Origin of the sequence: Stenotrophomonas sp. 1337 (assembly GCF_031455455.1) — a bacterium.
GTDB classification, from domain to species: Bacteria; Pseudomonadota; Gammaproteobacteria; order Xanthomonadales; family Xanthomonadaceae; genus Stenotrophomonas; species Stenotrophomonas indicatrix.
Genome location: NZ_JAVDSR010000001.1, coordinates 473714 through 497001, shown reverse-complemented (window position 1 = coordinate 497001; position 23288 = coordinate 473714). Strand labels below are relative to the sequence as shown.

24 protein-coding genes are annotated in these 23288 nt (G+C 66.7%); 15 read left to right on the top strand and 9 right to left on the bottom strand.

Translation table 11 applies throughout. The features are described from left to right. Positions 1–51: 51 nt before the first annotated feature. The gene (locus J2X70_RS02270; RefSeq protein ID WP_025874492.1) at positions 52–399 is read right to left on the bottom strand and encodes a hypothetical protein; all 348 of its coding nucleotides are present in this window, start codon (positions 397–399) and stop codon (positions 52–54) included. 464 nt (positions 400–863) lie between these two features. Between J2X70_RS02270 and J2X70_RS02265 the strand changes: the two genes are divergently transcribed. After that, on the top strand, positions 864–1604 hold the full coding sequence (locus tag J2X70_RS02265; RefSeq protein ID WP_033831157.1) for a DNA/RNA non-specific endonuclease: 741 nt from the start codon (positions 864–866) through the stop codon (positions 1602–1604). Between the two features lie 81 nt (positions 1605–1685). Here J2X70_RS02265 and J2X70_RS02260 read toward each other — a convergent pair whose 3' ends face one another. Genes J2X70_RS02260 through J2X70_RS02250 form a run of 3 tightly spaced genes read right to left on the bottom strand, consistent with a single transcriptional unit; the run spans position 1686 to position 2817 of the window. After that, positions 1686–1916 (bottom strand): hypothetical protein, encoded by a 231-nt coding sequence (locus tag J2X70_RS02260; protein ID WP_099842541.1) that lies wholly within the window; start codon positions 1914–1916, stop codon positions 1686–1688. Then, positions 1913–2344, bottom strand: coding sequence for a VOC family protein (locus J2X70_RS02255; protein WP_032974687.1), 432 nt, complete (start codon positions 2342–2344; stop codon positions 1913–1915). Before J2X70_RS02255 ends, J2X70_RS02260 begins: the two co-directional genes overlap by 4 nt. 11 nt (positions 2345–2355) lie before the next feature. Beyond that, on the bottom strand, positions 2356–2817 hold the full coding sequence (locus tag J2X70_RS02250) for a helix-turn-helix transcriptional regulator (RefSeq protein ID WP_309908724.1): 462 nt from the start codon (positions 2815–2817) through the stop codon (positions 2356–2358). A gap of 121 nt (positions 2818–2938) precedes the next feature. On the opposite strand from J2X70_RS02250, the gene J2X70_RS02245 reads away from it, so the two are divergent. Next, a complete protein-coding gene (locus J2X70_RS02245; protein WP_059064223.1) occupies positions 2939–3949 on the top strand; it encodes a DUF4034 domain-containing protein in 1011 nt (336 codons plus the stop codon). A 33-nt stretch (positions 3950–3982) separates the two neighbouring features. On the opposite strand, the gene J2X70_RS02240 is transcribed toward J2X70_RS02245, so the two are convergent. After that, positions 3983–5830: an XVIPCD domain-containing protein gene (locus J2X70_RS02240; protein WP_309908721.1), complete on the bottom strand. Its 1848-nt coding sequence runs from the start codon at positions 5828–5830 to the stop codon at positions 3983–3985. A gap of 120 nt (positions 5831–5950) precedes the next feature. Between J2X70_RS02240 and J2X70_RS02235 the strand changes: the two genes are divergently transcribed. Then, positions 5951–8146: a hypothetical protein gene (locus J2X70_RS02235; protein WP_309908719.1), complete on the top strand. Its 2196-nt coding sequence runs from the start codon at positions 5951–5953 to the stop codon at positions 8144–8146. 80 nt (positions 8147–8226) lie between these two features. After that, positions 8227–8712: a TspO/MBR family protein gene (locus tag J2X70_RS02230; protein ID WP_309908717.1), complete on the top strand. Its 486-nt coding sequence runs from the start codon at positions 8227–8229 to the stop codon at positions 8710–8712. On the opposite strand, the gene J2X70_RS02225 is transcribed toward J2X70_RS02230, so the two are convergent. The 4 genes from J2X70_RS02225 to J2X70_RS02210 all read right to left on the bottom strand — a co-directional run bounded on the left by J2X70_RS02225 (position 8709) and on the right by J2X70_RS02210 (position 11089). Then, a complete protein-coding gene (locus J2X70_RS02225; RefSeq protein WP_025874477.1) occupies positions 8709–9020 on the bottom strand; it encodes a hypothetical protein in 312 nt (103 codons plus the stop codon). The genes J2X70_RS02230 and J2X70_RS02225 overlap by 4 nt on opposite strands. 71 nt (positions 9021–9091) lie before the next feature. Then, the gene (locus J2X70_RS02220) at positions 9092–9775 is read right to left on the bottom strand and encodes an NAD(P)H-binding protein (RefSeq protein WP_309908715.1); all 684 of its coding nucleotides are present in this window, start codon (positions 9773–9775) and stop codon (positions 9092–9094) included. A gap of 19 nt (positions 9776–9794) precedes the next feature. Beyond that, positions 9795–10469 carry a ChrR family anti-sigma-E factor gene (locus J2X70_RS02215; RefSeq protein WP_080148702.1) on the bottom strand — a complete coding sequence of 225 codons (675 nt, stop codon included), beginning with the start codon at positions 10467–10469 and terminating at the stop codon, positions 9795–9797. Then, positions 10466–11089 carry a sigma-70 family RNA polymerase sigma factor gene (locus J2X70_RS02210; RefSeq protein ID WP_080148701.1) on the bottom strand — a complete coding sequence of 208 codons (624 nt, stop codon included), beginning with the start codon at positions 11087–11089 and terminating at the stop codon, positions 10466–10468. The genes J2X70_RS02215 and J2X70_RS02210 overlap by 4 nt, the downstream gene beginning before the upstream one ends. 144 nt (positions 11090–11233) lie before the next feature. On the opposite strand from J2X70_RS02210, the gene J2X70_RS02205 reads away from it, so the two are divergent. The 11 genes from J2X70_RS02205 (at position 11234) to J2X70_RS02155 (ending at position 23286) form a co-directional block, all read left to right on the top strand. Then, positions 11234–12001, top strand: coding sequence for a hypothetical protein (locus tag J2X70_RS02205; protein WP_309908712.1), 768 nt, complete (start codon positions 11234–11236; stop codon positions 11999–12001). 84 nt (positions 12002–12085) lie between these two features. Beyond that, the gene (locus tag J2X70_RS02200) at positions 12086–13042 is read left to right on the top strand and encodes an acyl-CoA desaturase (RefSeq protein WP_134832605.1); all 957 of its coding nucleotides are present in this window, start codon (positions 12086–12088) and stop codon (positions 13040–13042) included. A 1-nt stretch (position 13043) separates the two neighbouring features. Further along, on the top strand, positions 13044–14321 hold the full coding sequence (locus J2X70_RS02195) for an FAD-dependent oxidoreductase (RefSeq protein ID WP_309908708.1): 1278 nt from the start codon (positions 13044–13046) through the stop codon (positions 14319–14321). Continuing rightward, complete coding sequence (locus tag J2X70_RS02190) at positions 14318–15085, top strand: DUF1365 domain-containing protein (protein WP_033831169.1); 768 nt, start codon at positions 14318–14320, stop codon at positions 15083–15085. The genes J2X70_RS02195 and J2X70_RS02190 overlap by 4 nt, the downstream gene beginning before the upstream one ends. Beyond that, positions 15082–16347 carry a cyclopropane-fatty-acyl-phospholipid synthase family protein gene (locus J2X70_RS02185; protein ID WP_080148696.1) on the top strand — a complete coding sequence of 422 codons (1266 nt, stop codon included), beginning with the start codon at positions 15082–15084 and terminating at the stop codon, positions 16345–16347. The genes J2X70_RS02190 and J2X70_RS02185 overlap by 4 nt, the downstream gene beginning before the upstream one ends. Position 16348: 1 nt before the next feature. After that, on the top strand, positions 16349–16891 hold the full coding sequence (locus tag J2X70_RS02180) for a DUF2878 domain-containing protein (RefSeq protein ID WP_309908705.1): 543 nt from the start codon (positions 16349–16351) through the stop codon (positions 16889–16891). Beyond that, entirely contained in the window at positions 16891–17667 is a 777-nt protein-coding gene (locus tag J2X70_RS02175; RefSeq protein ID WP_309908703.1) for a DUF1295 domain-containing protein, read from the top strand. Before J2X70_RS02180 ends, J2X70_RS02175 begins: the two co-directional genes overlap by 1 nt. A 5-nt stretch (positions 17668–17672) precedes the next feature. Next, positions 17673–18749: a class I SAM-dependent methyltransferase gene (locus J2X70_RS02170; protein ID WP_080148694.1), complete on the top strand. Its 1077-nt coding sequence runs from the start codon at positions 17673–17675 to the stop codon at positions 18747–18749. Between the two features lie 14 nt (positions 18750–18763). Next, positions 18764–19297, top strand: coding sequence for a lipocalin family protein (locus J2X70_RS02165; RefSeq protein ID WP_032974662.1), 534 nt, complete (start codon positions 18764–18766; stop codon positions 19295–19297). Positions 19298–19498: 201 nt separating this feature from the next. Further along, on the top strand, positions 19499–21937 hold the full coding sequence (locus tag J2X70_RS02160; protein WP_309908700.1) for an aminotransferase class V-fold PLP-dependent enzyme: 2439 nt from the start codon (positions 19499–19501) through the stop codon (positions 21935–21937). A gap of 200 nt (positions 21938–22137) precedes the next feature. Next, complete coding sequence (locus J2X70_RS02155) at positions 22138–23286, top strand: SPFH domain-containing protein (protein WP_025874463.1); 1149 nt, start codon at positions 22138–22140, stop codon at positions 23284–23286. The last annotated feature ends 2 nt before the right edge of the window (positions 23287–23288 follow it).

Sequence of the window (23288 nt, the reverse complement as noted above, 5' to 3'; positions counted from 1 at the left end):
GGACGTGGCGGGCCTGCAGCCGTCAGGTTGCCGTGTATCGGCCATCGCTGCTCAGAGGCTGGCGTTGACCATGGCGCCTGCCGGTTGCTGTGGCATCGGCATGGAATGCCCGTTGCGCGGTGCAATGCGTTCGTGGGTGGCGGCCAGGACCTGGTTCACCCGATGGAGCGTGCCACGGCCACCGGGCTCGATACCGATGATGTAGACGAAGCGGCCGTCACAGCGCGACTGCGCCGATTCAAGCCCCTCGGTTTCAGAAATCACGCGCTTCAGTGCCTTCTCCCAGGCCCTGCCGGGGGGCGATGCCAGTTCCACCACCACCGCGGTTTCCCCGCAGTCCAGCGGCATCACTTCCACGCGCAGAATGCGCGGCGCCCGGTTGGTCTCGGTGCTACCCATTTCCAGTCCTCCTCGGCCAATGACGGCGGAAGTATCCACGTCCGGCGCCAAGGCGCCGTCAAGAATGGATGGCCGTTGCGTGCAGGCCTCGACCGCCTTCGCGACGTGCTGCTGGAGGCGAGCTCCTTCGCCCTGCTCTGCCCAGCGACAAAGCGGTCTGTGGAGAGCGGCCACGCCACTAACAGGTCTTCTTTTCATGCATGGGCACCCTGATCTGACAGGAGCCCAGTGCTTGCGCGCAGTCACACCTTCGCACTTTGGTCGTTGACCTGTTGGCGCCAAAAAATGACGCTAACGACACCGCGACAGCTTTCCTGACGCCAGTGCGCGGTCGAGATCCCAGGCAATACCGGCTACGGCCGGGTCGCATCCCCAATACCTGTCACCGCATCGTCCTTCACACGGAATGGCCTGGCCTGCCGTGGTGGACGGCTGCGCCTTGCCCATATCCATGGAGATCCGCAATGCGCCTTGCCACGTTCTTCCTTGCCCTTGTTTTCAGTACTTTTGCCGGGGCCGCACATGCCCAGGTCGTGACCCTCAACAAGGGCGGGTTCGTATTGACCTATGACTGCAGCATCCACAGCGCGACCCGGTACGAATACACGTTGGTGGCTGACACCGGCTCGGCGGCGCGCCCGTCCAGCTTCTACAAGGACCCGGACCTGCCGGCAGGCTGCCTCGGCCAGACCAGCACCGCCTCCTATGCCAGCGTGCGGTCCGGCTATGACCGGGGACATCTGGTGACGTCCAATCACATGGACTACGACGCCACTTACATCCGCCGCGCCAACTACATGACCAACATCGTGCCGCAGGTGTCCAGCTTCAACCAGGGCATCTGGGTGAAGGCCGAGAACGTGGCCGAATGCTACCGGGACATCGCCCCGGTCGACGTCTATGGCGGCGTTGTCTATGGCGATGCGTCCAATGACCATTTCCTGGCCAGCCATGGCATTCCGACCCCGGAATTCTTCTGGAAGACGATCATCACCAAGGATCCAAACACCGGCACCGCCAAGGCCATCAGCTGGATCATTCCCAATGAAACGGGTCTGGGCAGCCTGGACAGTTATCTGGTCACCATCGCGGATCTGGAAGAGCTGCTGGGTGCCAGCTACGTGGCGATCAACGCGCCGGCGTCGCTGAAGAACATGCTGCCCAGCGCCAGCTGGCCGCTGCCGAGCGGATGCGATCTGAGCTGAGCGCCGGATGGCCCGGCAGAGCCTTCTCCGCCGGGCCTGCGCTGCGTGAGGACCCTGCCTGATCTGCCTCTGCGCCCCGCGTCAGGGTGCGACGCCGGCGCGCGCGGCATCCGGCCTACGGCGGTAATGCAACGCAAACAGATACAACCCGGTGAACAGCTGCAGGAACAACGGCGGCAGCGGCGAGTAGGTCAGCCAGTCCGGTGGTTCGCCCTGCCCCATCCAGCGCGCCACGAAGTTGGCGATCACTGTCAGGGTGAAGACGATAGACGTCCAGCGGTGCACGGGACGCGCCCAGCTGCCGGCCCTCACTGCGGCGTCCTCGCGGCAGTCTTCGCAGGGCGCTCGATCATCTTCCAGCCATTGCCGGACGGATCACGGAATCCGGCATCCACTGCACCATAGCGCTCCACCGGCTCCTGGGTGAATTCCACCCCACGTGCCAGCAGCCGTTCGTAGCTGGCGCGGCAATCGTCCACCGCCAGAACCAGCGGCGGCATCGCACCCTTGGCCACCATCTGCTGCAGGGTCAGCGCAGTGGCCGCATCGTGTACCGGCGGCCCCGGTTTGAAAAGGCCAAGCTGGAAACCGCCCTCGCCGCCCGAATGTACCGTGAGCCAGCGATAGTCGCCGTTGCCGACATCGGTATGCACCTGGAAGCCGAGTGCGTTGACGTAGAAATCGAGTGCCGCATCCTGGTCGTGCACATACAGGCCGACCACATTCACCATGCCAGTCATAGGATCCTCCCTCAGGTGGGATCTACGCTAACAAGGCCGGTGCGGCGGCGCTTCTCCAAAACTGCGATCTTCAGGTCCGGACGCCGTGCGGCACGCGCATGGCACTCCGGCACCGGACCCTGCGCCGGGGCATCGGTCCGCTCTCGGTCGCGGAGGGCGCCGGGGCTGTCGCCGGTGATGTCACGAAAGATGCGGCCAAAGGTGCCCAGGCTGGTCCACCCGGTCTGCAGTGCGATCTTGGTGATCGGCAGGTCGGTATCGCGCAGCAGGGCGACAGCGCGCTCGATGCGGCGGCTGAGCAGATAGCGGTGCGGCGGCACCCCGAAGGCGTCCTTGAAGGAGCGCGCGAAATGGGCCGCGGAAACCGCACTGATCCCGGCCAGCCGCGCCACCGGCCAGTCTTCATGGCTGGCCCGGTCCATGTGGTCTTTTGCACGCAGCAGGCGGCGCAGCAGTTCCGGGCTCTGGGTCATGGCGCCCAGCGTAGCGCAGAAGACGGCCTCGCTTCCGATAGGTAGCGGGCAATGGGATACTGCGCAATGCCGCAGCGGGCCTGAAGCCGCTCCCGGCCCCCAAACTTCAAGGATGACCCCGATGCGCAGGATGCACTTCGCCGGCACGCTGTTGAGCCTGGCATGCCTTTCCATTTCGTCCGCCTGGGCCGCGGAAGATCCCGATTCACTGGCCCTGTGCGATCAAGTAACGCCGCTGATGGACGCCGACGACTTTAAGGCGCTCGATGCCATGGCCGACCGCTTCCGCAAGGGCCAGCGCAATGCCAGCGGCTATTCCAACCTCAGCCGTTTCTACATCTGCATATCGCGGCGCATCGGCACCGCGCCTCAGGATGTGCAGCAGTGGAATGACTGGACCGCCTGGGCCGCACGCTGGATCCGGCAGTCACCGGGCTCCCTGTCGGCCCATTTGGTCGCCGCGCGCGTGCCACTCAATCTGGCCTGGAGCTTCCGAGGCGATGGCTATGCCCACGAGGTGGCGGCGAAGGGCTGGCAGCAGTTCAGCGAGTACAACGCGGTAGCGGCCGCCTATATGCAGGAGCACAAGGCGATCGCCAAGCGCGACCCCTACTGGTATGAAATGTCCATCCTGATCGCGTTGCGGCAGGGGGTGGATGAAGCAGCCTTCATGGCGCTGGTCGACGAAGGCAGCAGGCTCTTTCCCGACCATGACCCGCTGTATCTGATCGCGATGCAGCGCTTCACCCCGCATTGGCAGGGCGATGCGCAGCAGATGGAAGCCTTCGCGCGGCATGCCCTGGCACGAACCGCCAAGCGCCGCCGCGCCAGCCTGTATGCCCGCCTGTACGCATCGGTCAGCGAAGGCGTTCCGGGACAGCAGCTGTTCCAGAACTCGGCGGTCGACTGGCCGCTGATGCGGCAGGGATGGGAAGACATCCTCGCCGAGTACCCGACTGCATGGAACCTGGAGGCCGCAGCCCGCCATGCCTGCCTCAGCAGTGACATACCCGCTGCGAAGGCTTGGCAGCGCCGGTTGCTGGCCGGACAGGGCATCGGCGAACCTTATCTGGGCATGGTGGTCGATTCGGCCGAGCGCCAGTGCCTGCCGGAGGGCTCCTTCGCGCGATGATAGCGCCCGGCAGGCAACACGCCCGTGCGCGCGTCAGCGCGCCATGGCCCGCGCGGCCTGCTCCTGTACGGCCTGCTCCTGTTGCCGGGCATCATGCTGTGCAGCGCCGGTGCACTCGGGTGCGTCCTGCAGCTGACGCACTTGGTCCTCGACCGGCGTAGCCACTGCCTGCGCAGTATCGGTGCGGGCGATCTGACGATCGGCGGCGTGCGGCTGGCCCTGCACCGCGAACGCGTACCTGCCGTCGTCACTGAGCACGGCCTCGTCGATCCGCTGCATGCCCTTGGCCTTGGCCGCGACCAGCAGGGCCATGCCCAGCCGTTCGCTCATCTCATCAGGCTGGCGCCCCATCGCCTGGTCGAGGCTGCTCACCGCGCCTTGGCTCTGCAGCCACATGCCGTGGTCCGGGCTGACGGTGTGCCGTGGGTCCTGCCGGGGCAGCAGCGGTGAGGGCGGTGCGAGCGACTGCAGGTGCTCGCCCTGCACGGCAGCATCGATCTTCTGCAGATCCTTGCCGCCCGCCGCGGCGATATGGAACAGGCGTTCGGCCATGCCATAGGTGGATTGCCCCTGGTTGCGCGCCAGCCCCAGGGCGAACGCGTCCACATCCTGCTGCGGCCTGCCGTTGCCGTCCTCTGCAAGCACCTGCCACGACGGCCCCAGCATCGGGTTGTCCCCGACCATCGACTGGGTACGCTCCATCAGCGTGCGCATCTGGGCCTCGCTGAAGCTCAGGGTAGTGAGCTCACCGGCCTTCACCGGTCCGCGATCACCGCTGGGGTCGCCGGACAGCGCCGCGTTGACCATTCCGGCAATCTGCTCACCCTGCGCATGGCCGCGCAGGTCGAAGGTGAATTCATAGCGGCGCTGCGCTCTGTCTTCCTGGCCGTCGGCGCCGTAGGCGCTGACCCGGGTTGCCGGCAGGTTGCCGTTGTACTGCACGCTGCGCAGTTCGGTGCGGCTGCCGTCCTCGCGACTGACCTGCACCACGTCGCCGCTGTTGCGTGCACCCGCCAGGTCCAGGCCGAACGTGTCGCCATAGCCGACCTTCAGCCGCGTCTGCGAACTCATGCCCAGCCGCTCGACCGTCGCCAGATCCTGCACGCCCGGGGTCTGGCCGCTCAGGGTGCCGTTGTCGATGAACTGTTCATAGGCCTGGCGGCCTTCGGCTTGATCCAGGTCGAACGTAGCAGTGCGGACGGCAGCGTGGCCGAGCGCGTCCTGCCGACCGGCAATCGCGCTGAACCTGCCGGCACTGAATCCCATGCCGTTGAAGGCTTCCACCGCCTCGTTCGGCCCGGTGGTGACGCGCACCCGGCCATCATCCAGGCGATCCACGCGGTAGCTGGCACCGCTCGCCTCGGTCGTCTGGCTCTGCATGGCGATGTTGCGGAAGCTGCCTTCCAGTGCGGTGCCGGTGAACTGCTGGCCATCCAGGGTGACGCTGCCCCCCTTGGGAATGGTCTGCGGATCGAACGGGTTGATGCGGGTGGGATCGACGTCCACCGCCTCGCTGGGCAGGCTGACCCTGTAGCGCCCGCGTACGCCGGTACTGCTGGTGTCCTGGAAGCCGGCACCTTTCGCGCTTGCCCCGACCACCGACTCCATCGTGAGCAGGTAATCCCTGCCGCCATCGGGCGTCGGGCTGCCGGCCATGTTCAGCGACGCCCCCTGGAACTGCGATGCGAGACTGGACGCTGCGCGCTTGTGCTCGGTACCCACTTTCAACGCGCCGTCGCCCTCGTTCAACGTGACCGAGTAACCACCGGCGGCGGCCCGCACCTCGCTGTTGGCCGAGGTGTAGGTCGGATCGAACGACGCCGAGGCGGCATCGCGCGGCGCATCCTGGGTTGCGCCTTCCTTGCTGGTCTGGGCATTCATGCCGTGACCTCCTTGAACAGTGACGCGCTGATTATAGGACGCGGTATGCGCAGCACGTTCACATCGCGCCGCAGCCGCATCTACGATAGTGATGGCCATCCCATTCCACGCCGAGGGTCCATGCCCCACTCCCTCGCCCGCCAGCAGCGATGGCGCCGTCACGGCCGCAAGCTGCTGCCCTACCTGCTGGGCCTGTATCTGCTGTACCTGTTGGCAGGCAATGTTTTCCTCAATACGCCGCTGTTCGATCAGGTCACCAATCGCAAGCCGCACAAGTTCGTGATGACCACTGGCCCGGCGATCACGCTGCTGCCGGGGCATGTCATCGCCTGGAATGTGCAGATGCGCGGCCACGTCAATCACACCGTGTATGTGCTGCGCGCGGACCGCGCCAGTGCACGCTTGGCATTGCTGCCGCTGTTCCAGCGCGAGGTGCGCGTGCCGTCGCTGCACGCGACCGGGGTGGCCGCCGAGATCGCGCGCGTGGAGGAGGCCATTCCCTCACCACCGCGCGGCGATCGCGGCTGGACGTTGCGGTTCGATGCCATTCATAGCGAAACCATCCGCAGCGTCCGCGTGGGCAAGCTATTGATCGTTGGCCAGGGCAGCGGCACGGTCGGTTTCCTGAAGCAGCTGCGTGGTGGTCCCTCGGAACTGCTGGACTCGGAGGTGGCGTTCGCTGATGCCGACGTCAGCCTTGACGGCACCCAGCTGCTCGGCGACATGCAGCTGAAGACGCAGTTCTCCTACCCACGGCATTACCGCGACCAGGCACCCGGGCTGGCAAAGCTGGGGCTGCTGCATGCCGTGCTGGAGGTGCAGGCGCGCAGCCAGGGCCTGCGCCTGGATACGGACACGCAACGTCCTTCCATTGCCAGCGCCGCCGTGCCGGGGCAGCTGCAGGCCGCGATCACCCTGGACCAGGGCGCGCTTCAGCCCGGCAGCCATGCGGTCTGGCGGGTTCCCCTGCAGATGGGAGCTGGCGCCCCCGACCGCGGAACGCTGGCAGTGCAGCTGGACGCCGCCCGCGATATCCGCCTGCAGGCGCGGTTGCCGCAACGCGAGGGCACAGGCGCTGCGCTGGACGCGGATCTGACCATCACCGGGCGGCACATTCCATTCGCCGAACCCAGCGAGATGCTGGGCCGCACCTCCGGAACGGTCAAGGGCGAATGGACCTTCACCTCGCTCAACTGGATTCCCGCACTGTTCGTGCAGAAACCCTGGTTCCAGCTGCAGGGCGGTGGCGTGCTGCGCGCCGACCTGCGCCTGCAGAACGGCGAGCTGGCCGCTGGCAGCAGCGTCGATATACCTGCGGCGCGGGCGGTGGCCGAAGTGGCCGGCGTGCACATGCAGGGAACAGCCAGCGCCCATGGCCAACTGCAGGCCGGGACGCCGACGCACGCCGTACTGGCAGTGAAGCTTCCCACGTTCAATGCGCGTGCAGGCGGTGCGAAGGGTGCCACGCTGTTCGATGGGCGCGACCTGGCACTGACACTCACCGGTGACGGTCGCCTGCGCGAGCTGCGCAAGGGCGTGCGCGCTCAGCTGCGCTTCAATGACGCAAGCATTCCAGACCTCACCGCCTACAACCGCTACCTGGGCAACGGCCAGGTGCGGCTGCTGGGAGGCGCTGGCCAAGTGAGCGGCGACGTTGAACTCGATACCCAGGGCCGGGTTGGCAATGGCAGTGTCCGCCTGCGCAGCCAACGCGCACGCCTGCAGGTGGCCGGGCTTGGCCTGCAGGGCGACGCCCGCGTTGATGGCAGGCTGCGGCGTGGCGATTTCAGCCAGCGCCGCTTCGATCTGGGCGGTAGCGTGATCGAGCTGCGCAACGTGCAGGTGGGTGAGCAGCAGCGTTCACAGCCGTGGTGGGGCCGGGTCACCATCGCCCGCGGTGACATCGATGCGCAGTCACCGTTCCAGGTGGACGCACGCGCGGATCTTGCCATGCGCGACGCGGGCCCGCTGCTGGCGCTGTTTGCCGAGCGCAGCGATTACCCGCGCTGGGCATTGTCGCTGCTCGACTCCGGCCAGGTGGATGCACATACCCGCCTGCGCTGGCGCGCCGGGCATCTGGTACTGGATGGACTGCAGGCAGAGAACGAGCGCCTTTCGCTGCGTGCGCGGCTGGATCTGCTGGACCAGCGCAAGCGTGGCGACCTCTACCTTCGCTGGGGCCTGCTGGGTGCCGGCATCGAGCTGGATGGGCAGCGCCGCCAATGGCATCTGGCCGGTGCGCGGGAATGGTTCGACGGTCGGCCTGCGTTGCTGCCCGGTGCTGCAGCGGCCAGCGACGGTGGCACGGCGGACTGACCTGAAGGCTGCATCCAGTCGCGACGCCTTTACGTACAACGCACTACCGCAGTTCGCGATAGTGCAGGAGGAAAGACACCGTGAATGTCCGCAGGCAAGCAGTTGGCCTTCTGGGCTGGGCCATTGTCACTTTTCTGGCGGCCGCACTGGGCGCGCGTGCCTCGATCTCGGCAGCGGATTTCTACGCAAGCCTGGCGTTGCCGGCATGGGCACCGCCGGCCGCCGTGTTCGGTCCGGTGTGGACGGTGCTGTACGCATTGATGGCGCTGGCGGCGTGGCTGGTGTGGCGCCAGGGCGGATGGCGCGCGACCGCGCCTGCGCTGGCACTCTATCTGCTGCAGCTGGCCCTCAACGTGCTGTGGAGCTGGCTGTTCTTCGGCTGGAAACAGGGGGCGTTGGCGTTCGCTGACATCGCACTGTTGCTGGCGCTGATCGTGGCCACGATCGTCGCCTTCCATCGCGTGCGTCCGGCGGCGGCATGGCTGCTGCTGCCTTACCTGGCATGGGTGACGTTCGCCTGCGCGCTCAACTACGCAGTGTGGCAGGCCAATCCGGCCGTGCTTTAGCCGGGCAATGCCTGAGGGCCTTGCGCTGCGGGCCGCCACTGGCGCAGCGCGCTGCCCCTGAAGGCCTGCTCACCGCAGCCGGTCGGGCAGCGCAGTACACGCGCGGCAGACGTGCTGACAAGCCCATCGCCCTCCTGCGCCTTGAATACGACCTCGCAGCACAGGCAGCGCGCCACCAGCGAATACAGATGGACGATGCGGCCGCTGCCGGGATCCTGCAGTGCATTGACATCCAGCAGGTCGAAACGGCCGTTTTCACGCGCTGGGCGCGATGGGCGAAGCAGGGAAGACGATGGCTGCAGGTTCACGTCGATGCGTCACAGAAGGATGAGCGACGACTGTAGTAGGCGCGATGTGCAGCAGATGTGCACCGCCCCCATCAGGTTGCAGCAGCGCCACCCAGCCGGTTGATCTGCGCACATTCCAGCACCGGCGGCGGCTCCGGCATCGTCGCCAGCACGATCATCGCGCGGCCGATGGCTTCGTTGCTGGTCACCAGTGAGGGCAGGACGCGGCCCGCCGCCGCCATCAGGGGGCCGCCAAAGCGATACAGCGGCTTCAACGCCGCATGACGGGTGCCGGTGCCCGCCACCGGGCGCACCCCGGCAGGACGCAGCATGACGGTGCGCACCGCGAGCTGCGTCAATGCGGCCTCGGTCTCGCCCTTGATGCGCAGGGGCATGATCCGGCTGTGGGGATTGGCATGGGCGCCGGAGACATACAGGAACCGGCCGTCCGGATTCGCCTCGGCCCATGCTGCAGCCACGACGAGGGTGGCATCGAGCGTCACCTTCCGATACTCGTCCTCGGCGGTGCCGACCGGCGGTGCTCCGGCACAATAGAAACACGCATCGAATCCGGCCAACTGCGGGCCCACACCACGGGCATGCTGGAAATCGGCCAGCACGATCTGCTCGATACGCGCGTCGAGCCGGGCCTTGCCGCGGACCAGGGCAGCGGTGCGCGCCACCTGCGGCGAAGCGAGACAGGCACGGGCAACGCCCTGCCCGACCAGTCCGGTCGCGCCGGTCAGCAGAATCCGCAGCGGGCGTGTTTCGTACATGCGTTGACCTTGAAGAAGCCTAGAGATTCACGAAGCGCTGGATCCGGCGGGCCAGCCAACCACTGAATACCAGCGGCGCATCCAGCGCGGAAACGCAGATGCACGGTACGCCCGGCGCCGTTACCGGCTGGTGCTCGACCTCCTCGTCCAGGTCGGCCACATCGCCGGGCGCGAACAGACCCAGCGCATCATTGTAGGAACCCCGCAGGATCTGTGTCAGTTCGCTGCGTCCATGGCTGTGCATCGGCAGGCATTTGCCCGGCGCGATCTTCAGCATGATCAGCGACGGCATCTGCTCGGCACGGATGCAATGCACTCCCGGCGCCATCCAGCGCCAGTGCAGCCGGCCCAGCGAATCGCCGAAGTACGGATGCAGCGACGTCGGCAGATGGTCCGGATCCGCCTCGGGGCGTTCGCGCGGCATCGACCGCATCGGGCCTGGCACCGCGTCGGCCTGGACCTCGACGAGCTGCGCAAGCATCGCTTCGCGCAGGCCCGCCCGCCGCGCCTCGTCCGCCACGGGCTGGGTCTGCTCCAGCAGTGCGGCACCGATGGCCTCCGCTTCGCGCAGCCGCTGGCGGCAGTGCGGGCACTGCTCCAGATGGGTGCCGGCGACGATACTCAACGGTGCCGGCAGAGCACCGGCGGCGTAGCTCATCAGCGTCGACTCATGCAGGTGGTGGTGCGGATTCATTGTGCACCCCCGACCTTGGACTGCAACTGCAGGAACGCTCGTCGCAGGTGTGATTTGACCGTGCCCAGCGGCATGCCCAGCGCCTGCGCGATCTCGCTGTGGCTCTTGGCCTCGAAGTAGGACATGCGAACCAGACGCGCCTGCGTGGCCGGCAGTTCATTGATGCGCTGGCGCAGGCGGGCATGGTCGGCAAACTGCTCGGCGCTGCTGCGCTCGCTGACGTCAGCGGCAGCGGCGTCTTCCACGGCTTCCTGCACCTGCATCCAGCTGCGCTCGCGACGCACGCGGTCGATGTGCAGGTTGCGGCCGATGCGATACAACCAGGTGCTCAGCGCACCTTGGGCAGGATCGAACTCGGCCGCGCGCAGCCACAGGCGCAGCAGGCATTCCTGGGCCAGCTCTTCGGCCACCGCTGCGGGTGCGCCAAGGCCACGCAGATAAATGCACAGGCGCGGCATGAAATGGTCGTAGATGCGCATGAAGCAGTCACGATCGCGCAGCCGGGCGACGCCATCCATCTCGCCGTTCCAGTTCGTTGGCTCGTTGCTGGGCTGCTGTGAACTGGACACGATCCGCGCGGTGTCGAAGGGATGGGAGGGACTGGCGGGAGGACGGTACATCGGCGGGGGCTGCCGTTGGGTGAAGAGGAGTCCTTCCCTCTACGCACGGTGGCGCCTGTTGGATGCACCCGGGATGGGTGCCAACGTGCATCCAGCCGGCGCCGTCGCGCGTACAGGCCCGCAAGCCTCCCATGGATCGCCCCGATGCGTCTTGCCTGGTTGCTGCTCTGCATGCCCTGCGCCGCTTCGGCCGCCCCTCTTCTGCGTTCAGAGGGCGTGGCCACCCTGGCCAACGGAGTCATTGCCTACCGCGAAGTGCATTGGCAGCGCGGCGCCGGCGATGGCAGCGAACGCTGGGTGGAATACCTTTGCCCTGCGGGCCAACCTTTCGCCCGCAAGCAGATGCCCGCCGCCACCCGGCCGCAGGTGCGGGGCTATGTGCTGCAGGACGCCCGCAGCGGCCAAGCGGCCGATGTGAGGGTCGGCCCCGGCGTGGTCCGGGTCGACTGGAAGGAGGACACGTCCACGCCTTCCCGCACCAGGCAGCTGCCGCTGCCCCCGGATGCCGTGATCGACGCCGGCTTCGATGCCGCCGTGCGGGCCCACTGGCGCACGCTGCAGGGTGGAGCACCGGTCAGCCTGCCTTTTCTGGTGCCCGGCCGGCAACGCTTCTACCCCGTGCAGATGCAGTACCAGGGCCCGGTGCGCTGGCAGGGGCTTTCCGCCCATGCGGTGAATGTCCGCCTTGATACCTGGTTCGGCGCGGTGGCCCCACGTCTGTCGCTGGTCTACGCCGATGCTGATCGCCGCCTGCTCGAGTTCCGTGGTACCAGCAACCTGCGCGATGCACGTGGCGATTATCCGCAGGTGACCGTGCGCTTTGCCGCGCCCGCAACCGAGCAGCCGGAGCAGCGCTGGCGCACTGAGCTGCAGCGACCGCTGGTAGCCAGCTGCGATGTTACGACCAGGTGAACATGCAGTCAGCTGCAATCCACTGCATCCAACCTGCACTGCAACGCGTAGAGGTAGGCAATCGACTCCCTCGGGCTTCCGTCCATGGCATCCGCAGCGCCTCCACTCCGCAGACGTTCGCGCCTGTTGCGCACCTTCCAGCGCTGGTTCGACACCGATGCCGGAAGCGAAGCGGCGATCGACGGCAGCCAGGGTGACCGCATCGACTGGCTGCGCGCCCTGCCCTTCGCGCTGCTGCACGTGGCCTGCCTCGGGGTGATCTGGGTGGGCGTGTCCTGGACAGCGGTTGCCGTCGCAGTGTTCCTGTACGCGATCAGGATGTTCGCCATCACCGCGTTCTATCACCGCTACTTCTCGCACCGGACGTTCGAGGCATCGCGCACCGTGCAGTTCGTGTTCGCGGTCATCGGCGCCGCCAGCGTGCAGCGTGGCCCGCTCTGGTGGGCAGCGCACCACCGCCACCACCACCGCCACGCCGATCAACCGCAGGACCCGCATTCCCCGCGCCAGGGCGGGTTCTGGCGCAGCCATATGGGGTGGTTCCTCACCCGTAGCGCCTTTGCCACCGATCTGCAGCGCATTCCCGATCTGGCCCGCTACCCCGAGCTGCGCTGGCTGGACCGGTTCGACACCGTGGTTCCGGTGTTGCTGGCCACTGCGCTGTATGGTGTGGGTGCGGTGCTCGAGCGTGTGGCACCGGGCCTGCATACCTCCGGCCCGCAGCTGCTGGTCTGGGGCTTCTTCATCTCCACCGTGGTGTTGTTCCACGCCACGGTCACCATCAATTCGCTGGCGCACCGATTCGGCCGGCGCCGCTTCGAGACCCGTGATGACAGCCGCAACAACCTCTGGCTGGCGCTGCTGACCTTCGGCGAAGGCTGGCACAACAACCATCACTTCTTTCCCGGCACCGCCCGCCAGGGCTTCCGCTGGTGGGAGATCGACATCAGCTGGTATGGCCTGCGCGCAATGGCTGCGCTGGGGCTGGTGAAGGGCCTCAAGCCGATCCCGGCCTGGGTACTGGCCAAGGCGAGGCACTGACATGCGTATCGCGGTCATCGGTTCCGGCATCGCGGGTCTGGCCAGCGCGTGGTGGCTGGACGGCGAGCACGACGTCACCCTGTTCGAGGCCAACGACTACCTGGGTGGCCACACCCACACCCACGAGGTGACGGTGGACGGCCGCAGGATGGCGGTCGACACCGGGTTCATCGTCTTCAATCCGCACCATTACCCGCTGCTGTCGGCGTTGTTCGACGAACTGGGCGTGGACTCGCAGCCCACCACGATGAGTTTCTCGATGCACAGCGAGCGCAGCGGCGTGGAGTACAACGCCACATCGCTCGATGGCCTGTTCTGCCAGCGCCGCAACCTGCTCTCACCGCGTTTCTGGGGAATGCTGGCCGACCTGCGGCGCTTCTATCGCGACGCGCCCCTGCTGCTGGGCGAGGAGCAGGGCCCCACGCTGGGCCAGTACCTGCACAGCCAGCGCTATGGCGACGCGTTCGTGCAGGAGCATCTGCTGCCGATGGCCTCGGCGCTGTGGTCCTCGCCGACCGCGCAGGTGCTGGACTTCCCGGCCCGTTACCTGGTGCAGTTCATGGCCAATCACCAGATGCTGCAGATGACCGGGCGCGCGCCATGGCGCGTGGTCAAGGGCGGCTCGGCGCGCTACGTGGACGCCCTGCGTGCGCGCTGGCGGGTGCATGAGCGGCTGGAATGCCCGGTGCATGCGGTCGAGCGCATGCCCTGGGGGGCACGCGTACACACCGCAACCGGCATTGAAGGCTTCGATGAAGTGATCCTGGCCTGCCATAGCGACCAGGCCCTTGCCCTGCTGGCCGACGCCGATCCGATAGAGCATGCGGTGCTCGGCGCGATCCGCTACCAACCCAACGAGGCCGTACTGCACACCGACGCCTCCCTGTTGCCCGCCAACCGCAAGGCGTGGGCGGCCTGGAACGCGCATGTACCGCGCGACCCTACCGCACCCTGCACGGTCAGCTACTGCATGAACCTGTTGCAGGGGCTGCCCGGTGATACGCCGCTGGTGGTGACCCTCAACCGCAGCGAGGCCATCGACCCGGCCAAGGTGCTGCGCCGACTGCACTACGCGCATCCGGTGCATGATCCGGCTGCGGTGGACGCGCAGCGGCGCTGGGCCGAACTGCAGGGCCGGCGGCATACCTGGTTTGCGGGTGCGTACTGGGGCTGGGGCTTCCATGAAGATGGAATCCGCAGTGCCCGCCGCGTTGTGAATGCACTGCAGATGCGCGACGCCGGCGCGCCGCCTCCCCTGCAGGTGGAGGTGGCTGCATGAGCGCCAGCGCCCTCTACTTCGGGCAGGTGGTGCACCGCCGGCACCATCCGCATCCGCATGCCTTCCGCTACCCCATCGCGCAGCTGCTGCTGGACCTGGACGAGTTGGACCAGGTATTTGCCGGGCGCTGGCTGTGGTCGGTCGGGCGCCGCAACCTGGCAGAGTTCCGCCGCAGCGACTATCTCGGCGATCCCAGGACATCGCTTGCAGACGCCGTGCGTGACCATGCCGCGACCGTGCTGGGGCGGCGCCCGGACGGCCCGGTGCGGCTGTTGGCGCACCTGCGCTTCGGTGGCCACGTGTTCAATCCGGTCAGCTTCTATTACTGCTACCGGGCCGACGGCAGCACCCTGGACTGCATCGTCGCCGACATCACCAACACGCCGTGGAAGGAACGGCACGCCTATGTTCTGCCTGTTGAAAGCGCACAGCCGCAGGGGCGTGCCCTGCGCTGGCAGTTCGACAAAGCCTTCCACGTTTCCCCCTTCATGCCGATGGATTGCCGCTACGACTGGCGCTTCACCGCGCCCGGCGATGACCTGCGCGTGCATATGCAGGTCTGGCGCGACGGTGTCCGGCAGTTCGATGCCACCCAGGCCATGCAGCGACGCCCGCTTGATGGCCGCGGCCTGGCCCGGGTACTGGCGTTCTACCCGTTGATGACCGTGCAGGTGGTCGCCGCCATCCACTGGCAGGCACTGCGCCTGTGGCTGAAGCGCAATCCCGTGCATGACCACCCCGCTCTTGCCGAGAAACCGCGATGAACGAGCTGAATCCTTCCGTTGCCCTGCCCCGCCCCGGCGCGGTGGACGTATTCCTGCGCCGGAGGCTGCTGGCGGTACTGGCGCCGCTGCGCGAAGGCGGGCTGCGGGTACGCGACCCCTTGGGCGAGGTCATCCTCGGTGATCGTGCGGGCGCACTGCAGGCCACGGTGACCATCAGCGATATGGCGTTCTACCGCAAGGTGGCCGCGCAGGGCAGCGTCGGCGCGGGTGAAAGCTACATCCACGGCGATTGGCACTGCGATGACCTGGTGGCCCTGGTGCGGCTGCTGGTGCGCAACCGCGACCTGCTGGATGGCATGGAACGCGGGCCGGCGCGCATCGGTGGCTGGCTGCTGCGCGGCTGGAACCGCCTGCGGCGCAACAGCCGCGAAGGCAGTCGCCGCAACATCGCCGCCCACTACGATCTGGGCAATGACTTCTTCGCGCTGTTCCTGTCGCCGGACCTGATGTACTCCTCGGCGGTGTTCAGCGATGCCGGCGACTCGCTGGAAACCGCCTCGCGCCGCAAGCTGGACCGCATCTGCCAGCAGCTGCAGCTGCAACCCGGTGATCGCGTCGTCGAGATCGGTACCGGCTGGGGCGGGTTCGCCCTGCATGCCGCCCAGCACTACGGCTGCCATGTGACCACCACCACCATCTCCGCCGAACAGCACGCGCTTGCCGCCCAGCGTGTGGCCGAGGCGGGCCTGCAGGAGCGCGTGACCCTGCTGATGCAGGACTACCGTGATCTGCAGGGCCAGTTCGACAAGCTGGTGTCGATCGAGATGATCGAGGCCATCGGTGCCGAGTATCTGGACACCTACATGGCGACCCTGCAGCGGCTGCTGAAGCCCGATGGCGTGGCCCTGCTGCAGGCCATCACCATCGAGGACCAGCGCTATGAGCAGGCGCGTCGCAGCGTGGACTACATCAAGCGCTTCGTGTTTCCCGGCAGTTTCATCCCCTCGATCAACGCCATCCTGGCCGCCAAGACCCGGGCCTGCGACCTGCAGCTGATCGCCCAGCAGGATTTCGGCCACTCCTATGCCCTCACCCTGCGCGCCTGGCGGCAGCGCTTCCTCGCGCAGTTGCCGGCGGTACGTGCGCAGGGTTTCGATGACCGCTTCTGCAGGCTGTGGGAGTTCTATCTGGCCTACTGCGAGGGCGGCTTCCTGGAGCGCTCGATCGGCGTGTCCCATCTGCTGCTGGCACGCCCGGGCTACCGTCCCGAGACGGACGTCCATGGCCAACGGGCCGGCTGACATGCGCCGCACCTGGGTCAACGTGATCGGCAACCAGCTGGTATGGCTGTGCGCCGTTGCCGGTGCCGGCCGCGGCTGGCAATGGCCGGCCCTGCTGTCGGCCACGCTCTATGTCGGCAGCCAGTTGCTTGCCTCACCGCGGCCACGCCTGGAGCTGCGCCTGCTGTTGCTCGCGCTGGGGTGTGCCTGGCTGGTGGATGGCAGCGCTGCAGCCAGCGGTGCTGTGCAGTACGTCGCCGCACCGCTTGGATGGGTGCCGCCACCGTGGATTTTCGCGCTGTGGGCGGCCTTTGCGATGACGCTGACGGCGTCGATGGCGTTCCTGCAGCGGCACTGGATGCTGCCGGTGGCCCTGGGCCTGCTGGCGCCGCTGGCGTACCTGTCCGCGGCGCGGGGTTTCCAGGCCGTACATTTCACCGCCCCGGCCTGGCTGGGCGTGGCAACTCTGGCGCTGGGCTGGTGCGTGGCACTGTCGCTGCTGTGCGCCGTCGCCCGTCGCGGAACGCCCAGCAATCGTGACACCCCATTGATCGGAGCAGCCTGATGAGCATTCTGTGGTGGGTACTGCTGTACGCCGTGCTGATCATGGCCTGGGGTTGGACCTGGCAGCGCAGGCACCGCAACATCGGCATCGTCGATGTCCTGTGGGCAAAGGGCGTGGCGGCAGGCGCGCTGCTGCTTGCATGGCTGGGCGAAGGCGCGCTGCAACCACGCATCGCACTGGCCGTCCTCGGTGGCCTGTGGGGAAGTCGTCTCGCCCTGCATCTGTGGCGCCGCGTACGCAGCGAGGAAGAAGACGGTCGCTACCGCTATCTGCGCGAACACTGGCACGGCCACCAGGGCAGGATCTTCGGCTTCTTCATGGCGCAGGCGCTGTTGGTGGTGCTGTTTGCGCTGCCGTTCACGGCCGTGGCCGGCAATCCCCACAGCGACATGCCTGGCTGGATCGCAGCGGCGGTCGTCGTGTGGCTGCTCAGCGTGGGCGGCGAAGCACTGGCCGACCGTCAGCTGGCACGCTTTCGTGCCGACCCGGCGAACAGGGGCCGGACCTGCCGCCAAGGACTGTGGCGGTACACGCGCCATCCCAATTACTTCTTCGAGTGGCTGCACTGGTTCACCTATGTACTGCTGGCAGCCGGCTCACCCTTGTGGTGGCTGGCCTGGTCCGGGCCGGTGCTGATGTACGTGTTCCTGCGCTACCTCAGTGGCGTTCCCTTCACCGAGAAACAGGCGCTGCGCAGTCGAGGCGATGACTATCGCGACTACCAGCGCAGTACCCCGATGTTCTTCCCCTGGTTTCCGCGCAGCCCCAAGGAGTGATCCCGATGAACAGCACCCCGTCCCTTGCTCCGGTTGCCGATACGGAAGCCGGCCTTACCGGCTGGGCCGAGCGTGGCTGGCTGCCCGATGCGGCGCTGCGCGCGGGCATACGCCGCCTGTGTGCGCAACGCCTGGCCGAGGAGTCGAGCGGCAGCATGGAGGAGCAGGCCCAGCGCTTCAGCCGCCGTATCGCCGAGCTCGCTGGCAGCCCACTGGCACTGCACGTGGATGCGGCCAACCGCCAGCATTACGAGGTGCCTGCCGCCTTCTTCCAGGGCTGCCTGGGGCATCGCCTGAAGTACAGCAGCTGCTACTACCGCACCGGCCGCGAGACGCTGGACCAGGCCGAGGATGCGATGCTGGAGCTGTACGGGCAGCGCGCCGGATTGGCCGACGGCCAGGCCATTCTTGAGCTGGGCTGCGGCTGGGGCTCGCTGACGCTGTGGATGGCCGAGCGCTACCCGAACGCGCGCATCACCGCCGTGTCCAACTCGCACAGCCAGCGCAGCCATATCCTGGCGCAGTGCGAGGCGCGCGGGTTCGGCAACGTCGAGGTACTCACCCGGGACGTCAACCAGCTGGACCTGCCTGCCGCTGCATTTGATCGCTGCGTGTCGGTGGAGATGTTCGAGCATGTCCGCAACTACGACCGCCTGCTGGGCCGCATTGCCCGCTGGCTGAAGCCGGACGGTGCGCTGTTCGTGCACATTTTCGCCCATCGCACGCTGATGTATCCGTTCGAGACCGAGGGCGACGACAACTGGATGGGCCGGCACTTCTTCACCGGCGGCCTGATGCCGGCAGCGGACACGCTGCTGCACTTCCAGCGCGACCTGGTGCTGGACCAGCGCTGGCTGCTGGACGGCACGCACTATCAGCGCACGGCCAACCATTGGCTGGCCAACCAGGATGCCGCCCGTGAACAGCTGCTGCCGGTGCTGGCACAGACCTATGGCGACGAAGCGGCCGCACGCATCTGGTGGCAGCGCTGGCGCATGTTCTGGATGGCCTGCGCCGAATTGTTCGGCTACGACGACGGCCAGCAATGGCTGGTCGCCCACTACCTGTTCCGCCCGCGCTGAAGGAGACCGCCCTCATGCGTATCGCATCGCTGTTCCCGCTGCTGGCCGTTGCCCTGTTCGGCGCAGGCTGCAGCAGCCACGACACCCGCCCCATCCCGCTGCCTCCGAAGGTGGACGTGCCGCGCTTCATGGGCGACTGGTATGTCATCGCCCATATTCCGTCCCGGCCCGAGCGCGAGGCCTTCGACGCGGTGGAAAGCTACGCGCTGCAGGCCGATGGCCGCATCCAGACCACTTTCACCTATCGCAAGGGCAGCTTCCAGTCGCCACAGAAGTCGATGCACCCGGTGGGCCGTGTGGAAAAACACGGCAATGGTGCGGTCTGGGGAATGCAGTTCATCTGGCCCATCCAGGCCGAATACCTGATTGCCTGGCTGGATGAGGGCTACACCCAGACCATCGTGGCCCGCAGCAAGCGTGACTACGTGTGGTACATGGCGCGCACGCCGCAGGTGAGCGAGGCGGACTACCAGCAGGCGGTCGCCCGCATCCAGGCAATGGGCTACGACACCGGCAAGCTGCGCCGTGTGCCGCAGTCGGTGCGCTGAGCCCGCGCGAAGTGATGTTGCAGAACAGAATGACGCTAGCGCCGAATCGGCCGTTGCCCCATGAATGGGGGAATATAGGGCTGCCCGGCCTTTCACGGATTATCAATCCCGCTTTATGTGATTAATATCACTTAAAGACATTTACTCCCATGCAATAAAGGCGGCGAAGATTCACCGGCCTCCGGCCACAGGGAGCGTGCCATGCAGGATGTCTCGCCGCATCAGTGCAAGGTTGTATCCGAACGGAAATGGTCTCTCAGCACGTTCATGGAGTTCTATGAGCGCGTACTGAGCCAGCGCATTTTCGGTCCCTACGGAAAGCTGCTGGCCGAGGAGATCGCTGGCGACATCCGGGCCGGTTTCAACGCGTCCGACGTCCTGGAGGTCGCCTGCGGCACCGGGGTCATCACCGCTAACCTTTACCAGCACCTGAGCAGGCCGCTGGGCCTACGGTTGGTCGCCACCGATCTTTCAGCGATCGCCGTGAACGTGGCACGCAGCGTGCTGAGCGATGAGGTGCAGCGCAACGTGCCCCTCCTTGCCGATGTGGACATGGCGGAGCTGCCCTTCGCCGACGCCAGCTTCGACGTCATCGTCTGCGGGTTCGGCCTGATGTTCCCGCCGGACAAGGCGCGCGTCGCCCGCGAGTTCAGGCGCGTGCTCCGCCCTGGCGGACGGGTCTACGCCACGGCATTCCACTACAACCAGCTGTTCGAGCTGGCCCGCGAGCAGTCACGGCAGCACTTCGGCATGCCCTCCCGGCTGATGGATGCAGCCCTGAGCCTGACCGACCCGTCGCCCATCACACGCGCGTTCACGATCGAAGGACTTTCCCCGCGAGAGGGCGAGATGGCTGAACTGCGGCCCCTCGCGTTTGCCATGGGCGACGCCGATGTGCGCGAGTTCCTGTTCAACGCCTGCATCCTTCTGGAGGAGTTCAACCAGTGCGATGCCCCCAGCAGGGAGCGCTATCTGGACGCGATGCTGGACGCCGTCCATGCAGCAGTGCCAGACCGGCGTTACCAGGTGGAAGCCTGGTTGCTGCGCGGCTGTGTCGATGCTGCACACACTCCAGCGCAGGCCGCCCTCCGGGCGCCGGATTTCTCACCCCTGCTGGCGCTCCACCTGCCACTGCAGCAGGATGCGCGCGCGATGCGCGGCTTCGAAAGCGCTCGCGCACGGTTCCTCGCCGACCACCCCGATTATCCCCATGATCAGGTCGAGGCCATGCGCCAGCAGGAATATGCGCGGCTGGATGAGCAACAGGTGACCTATCTGGATCACGTGGGCGGAACATTGCCACCCGACAGCCTGCTTGAGCAGGATTACCAGGCACTCAAGCGGACGATTCTCGGCAATCCGCACAGCGGATCGAAAGCATCCCAGGACGCACTTCATGGGGCGTGTGAGCAGATCCACGCCTTCTTCGGAACCACGCCGGAGGAGTACGAGATACTGTTCACCGCCAATGCCAGCAGCGCAATCCGGTTGGTGGCCGAGTCATTCCCGTTCCAGGCCGGGTCGCAGGCACTGCTGACCAAGGACAATCACACCTCGGTACACGGCTTGCGCGAGTACGCCACGGCGAAGGGCGCACAGGTGAAGTACATTCCGCTGGATGACGAGCTGTTGTTGCATGAAGGGCTGATGTGGCGCGCGTTGCAGCGGCTGCAGCCCGGCGCGCCGCATCTGCTCGCCTTTCCCGCGCAATCCAATGCGACCGGCGCCCGGCACGATCTGGCCTGGATCGAGCGGGCCCAGGCGCATGGCGCGACGGTGCTGTGTGACGCGGCGGCCCTGGTGCCGCAATACCGGCTTGACTGCGGCCGTCATCACCCCGATTTCGTGGTGGCGTCGTTCTACAAGATCTTCGGTTACCCCACCGGCGCAGGTTGCCTGCTCGCCCGGCGGGCCGCACTCGACCTGCTGAAACCGCCGTCGTTTGCCGGTGGTGGCGTGTGCTACTACTCCGGGCCATGGTCGCCCACCGATCGCCTGCTGTACCGCGATGCGGGCCAGCGATTCGAAGTCGGCACGCCCAACTACGCTGCCTTCCCGGCCATCGCCAGAGGCTTTGCATTCGTGGCCGCACTGGGCGGAGTGGAAGCAGTCGCGTTGCGCTCGCGTGCGTTGGCCGAGTGGCTGCAGGCGCAGCTGTCATCGCTTCGCCACCACATCGGCGGCGCGTTGCCGCTGTGCCAGATCTATGGCCCGCCCGCTGCGCAGCGGGGCGCGACGCTGATGCTGAACTTCTTCGACTGCTATGGCTCCATCCTGCCGCACGCCCGCATCAAGCGCGCCGCAGACCGGTTCGGCATCACCCTGCGCAATGGCTGCTTCTGCAACCTGGGCGCCGTCCAGCAGGCGACCTACGCTACCGCAGGCGCCGAGCACTGTGAGCTGGACAAGACCGGGAAGATTCTCGACTGCACCACATTCGACGAGAAGATCCTGGAGAAGGGTGATTGCGGTGCGGTCAGGATTTCGTTCGGGCTGGGATCGAATTTCACCGATGCCTATCGCTTCCTGCTGTTCGCCACCTGCCTGCTGGACACAGATGCTTCAGGCCTGGAATGTGTAATGGAGCAATCATCGGCACCGGCTCCGGAACCCCGGGTTGCCAGTACTGTGCAGGCTTGATCCGCTGCGGGGCCGTGCCCAGGCCGGACTGCCGCCGGCGCGGTGCCGCTGATCGGCCAGGCCGGATCAACCGCAGCCTGGCCTGTGACGCGAGATGAATGGGGGTCCACCCGGCCGCTAGCCGCATGCAGCCTGCCTCCTCTATAGTCAGCCGAGCACGACAGGCGTGGTGCCTGTCCGGCAACTACAGGGAGTGGGTCATGGGTCTGGTACAAGCGGTGAAGGGTGCAGTCGGCGGTGTGCTGGCCGACCAGTGGAAGGACTTCTACACCGTGCCGACCGGCCTGCCGTCCACGGCAGCCCTGTTCGCGGCGGTGCCGCAGGGCACGAATGCCGGGCGCGGTTCGAACACCAGCGGCTCCTCCAACATCATCAGCAACGGTTCGAAGATCGTCGTACCCGAGGGCTACGGCCTGCTGCTGTTCCAGGATGGCGCGATCACTGCCTTCGTGGCCGAGCCGGGTGGCTACGAGTGGCGTTCGGACGATCTGAACTCGCAGTCGATCTTCGCCGGCGACGGCCTGGTCAGCACCTTCATCAAGCAGAGCTGGGAGCGCTTCAAGTTCGGCGGCCAGCCGGGCTCGCAGCAGGCCGCCTTCTTTGTTTCGCTGAAGGAACTGCCGGACAACCGCTTCGGCACCCAGTCGGAGATCTACTGGGACGACGGTTTCCTCAACACCCAGGTCGGCGCGGTCACCCGCGGTTCGTACACACTGAAGATCGTCGACCCGATCCTGTTCGTGAAGAACTTCGTTCCGGCCAGCTACCTGCGGCCGGGCCAGGTGTTCGACTTCACCGACCTGGACAACGCCGCTGCCAGCCAGCTGTTCAATGAAGTGGTGGGTTCGCTGGCGCCGGCGTTCAGCCTGTACACCAACGATCCGGGCAAGGGCAACCGCATCACCAAGCTGCAGCAGGATTCGCTGGGCTTTGCGCAGAGCCTGTCGGCCGCCGTCGAACAGGGCTACCAGTGGAAGTCCGATCGTGGCCTGGCCATCGTCAAGACCGCCATTGTCTCGATCGAGTACGACGCCAACACCCGCGAGCTGCTGAAGACCGTGCAGCGCGCCGATGCGCTGTCCGGCTCGCGTGGCAATTCCAACCTGCAGGCCAGCGTCGCCCAGGGCATCCAGTCCGCCGGTGAGAACGGCGGTGCCGCCGGGCTTGTCGGCGTGGGCATGGCATCGGGCATGTTCGGCGCGGGCAACCTGCAGCAGCCGGCAACCCCGGCCGCCCCTGCCGCCGACGACCCGGTGGCCAAGCTGAAGAAGGCCAAGGAAATGCTCGACCTGGGCCTGATCACCCAGACCGACTACGACGCGCTGAAGGCCAAGGCGCTGGGACTGTAAGA

What these genes read in the sequence shown, in the direction of transcription:
- J2X70_RS02270 (WP_025874492.1), bottom strand. Translation starts at nt 399, where the DNA reads ATGGGTAGCACCGAGACCAACCGGGCGCCGCGCATTCTGCGCGTGGAA.
- J2X70_RS02265 (WP_033831157.1), top strand. Translation starts at nt 864, where the DNA reads ATGCGCCTTGCCACGTTCTTCCTTGCCCTTGTTTTCAGTACTTTTGCC.
- J2X70_RS02255 (WP_032974687.1), bottom strand. Translation starts at nt 2,344, where the DNA reads ATGACTGGCATGGTGAATGTGGTCGGCCTGTATGTGCACGACCAGGAT.
- J2X70_RS02250 (WP_309908724.1), bottom strand. Translation starts at nt 2,817, where the DNA reads ATGACCCAGAGCCCGGAACTGCTGCGCCGCCTGCTGCGTGCAAAAGAC.
- J2X70_RS02245 (WP_059064223.1), top strand. Translation starts at nt 2,939, where the DNA reads ATGCGCAGGATGCACTTCGCCGGCACGCTGTTGAGCCTGGCATGCCTT.
- J2X70_RS02240 (WP_309908721.1), bottom strand. Translation starts at nt 5,830, where the DNA reads ATGAATGCCCAGACCAGCAAGGAAGGCGCAACCCAGGATGCGCCGCGC.
- J2X70_RS02235 (WP_309908719.1), top strand. Translation starts at nt 5,951, where the DNA reads ATGCCCCACTCCCTCGCCCGCCAGCAGCGATGGCGCCGTCACGGCCGC.
- J2X70_RS02220 (WP_309908715.1), bottom strand. Translation starts at nt 9,775, where the DNA reads ATGTACGAAACACGCCCGCTGCGGATTCTGCTGACCGGCGCGACCGGA.
- J2X70_RS02215 (WP_080148702.1), bottom strand. Translation starts at nt 10,469, where the DNA reads ATGAATCCGCACCACCACCTGCATGAGTCGACGCTGATGAGCTACGCC.
- J2X70_RS02210 (WP_080148701.1), bottom strand. Translation starts at nt 11,089, where the DNA reads ATGTACCGTCCTCCCGCCAGTCCCTCCCATCCCTTCGACACCGCGCGG.
- J2X70_RS02205 (WP_309908712.1), top strand. Translation starts at nt 11,234, where the DNA reads ATGCGTCTTGCCTGGTTGCTGCTCTGCATGCCCTGCGCCGCTTCGGCC.
- J2X70_RS02200 (WP_134832605.1), top strand. Translation starts at nt 12,086, where the DNA reads ATGGCATCCGCAGCGCCTCCACTCCGCAGACGTTCGCGCCTGTTGCGC.
- J2X70_RS02195 (WP_309908708.1), top strand. Translation starts at nt 13,044, where the DNA reads ATGCGTATCGCGGTCATCGGTTCCGGCATCGCGGGTCTGGCCAGCGCG.
- J2X70_RS02190 (WP_033831169.1), top strand. Translation starts at nt 14,318, where the DNA reads ATGAGCGCCAGCGCCCTCTACTTCGGGCAGGTGGTGCACCGCCGGCAC.
- J2X70_RS02185 (WP_080148696.1), top strand. Translation starts at nt 15,082, where the DNA reads ATGAACGAGCTGAATCCTTCCGTTGCCCTGCCCCGCCCCGGCGCGGTG.
- J2X70_RS02180 (WP_309908705.1), top strand. Translation starts at nt 16,349, where the DNA reads ATGCGCCGCACCTGGGTCAACGTGATCGGCAACCAGCTGGTATGGCTG.
- J2X70_RS02175 (WP_309908703.1), top strand. Translation starts at nt 16,891, where the DNA reads ATGAGCATTCTGTGGTGGGTACTGCTGTACGCCGTGCTGATCATGGCC.
- J2X70_RS02170 (WP_080148694.1), top strand. Translation starts at nt 17,673, where the DNA reads ATGAACAGCACCCCGTCCCTTGCTCCGGTTGCCGATACGGAAGCCGGC.
- J2X70_RS02165 (WP_032974662.1), top strand. Translation starts at nt 18,764, where the DNA reads ATGCGTATCGCATCGCTGTTCCCGCTGCTGGCCGTTGCCCTGTTCGGC.
- J2X70_RS02160 (WP_309908700.1), top strand. Translation starts at nt 19,499, where the DNA reads ATGCAGGATGTCTCGCCGCATCAGTGCAAGGTTGTATCCGAACGGAAA.
- J2X70_RS02155 (WP_025874463.1), top strand. Translation starts at nt 22,138, where the DNA reads ATGGGTCTGGTACAAGCGGTGAAGGGTGCAGTCGGCGGTGTGCTGGCC.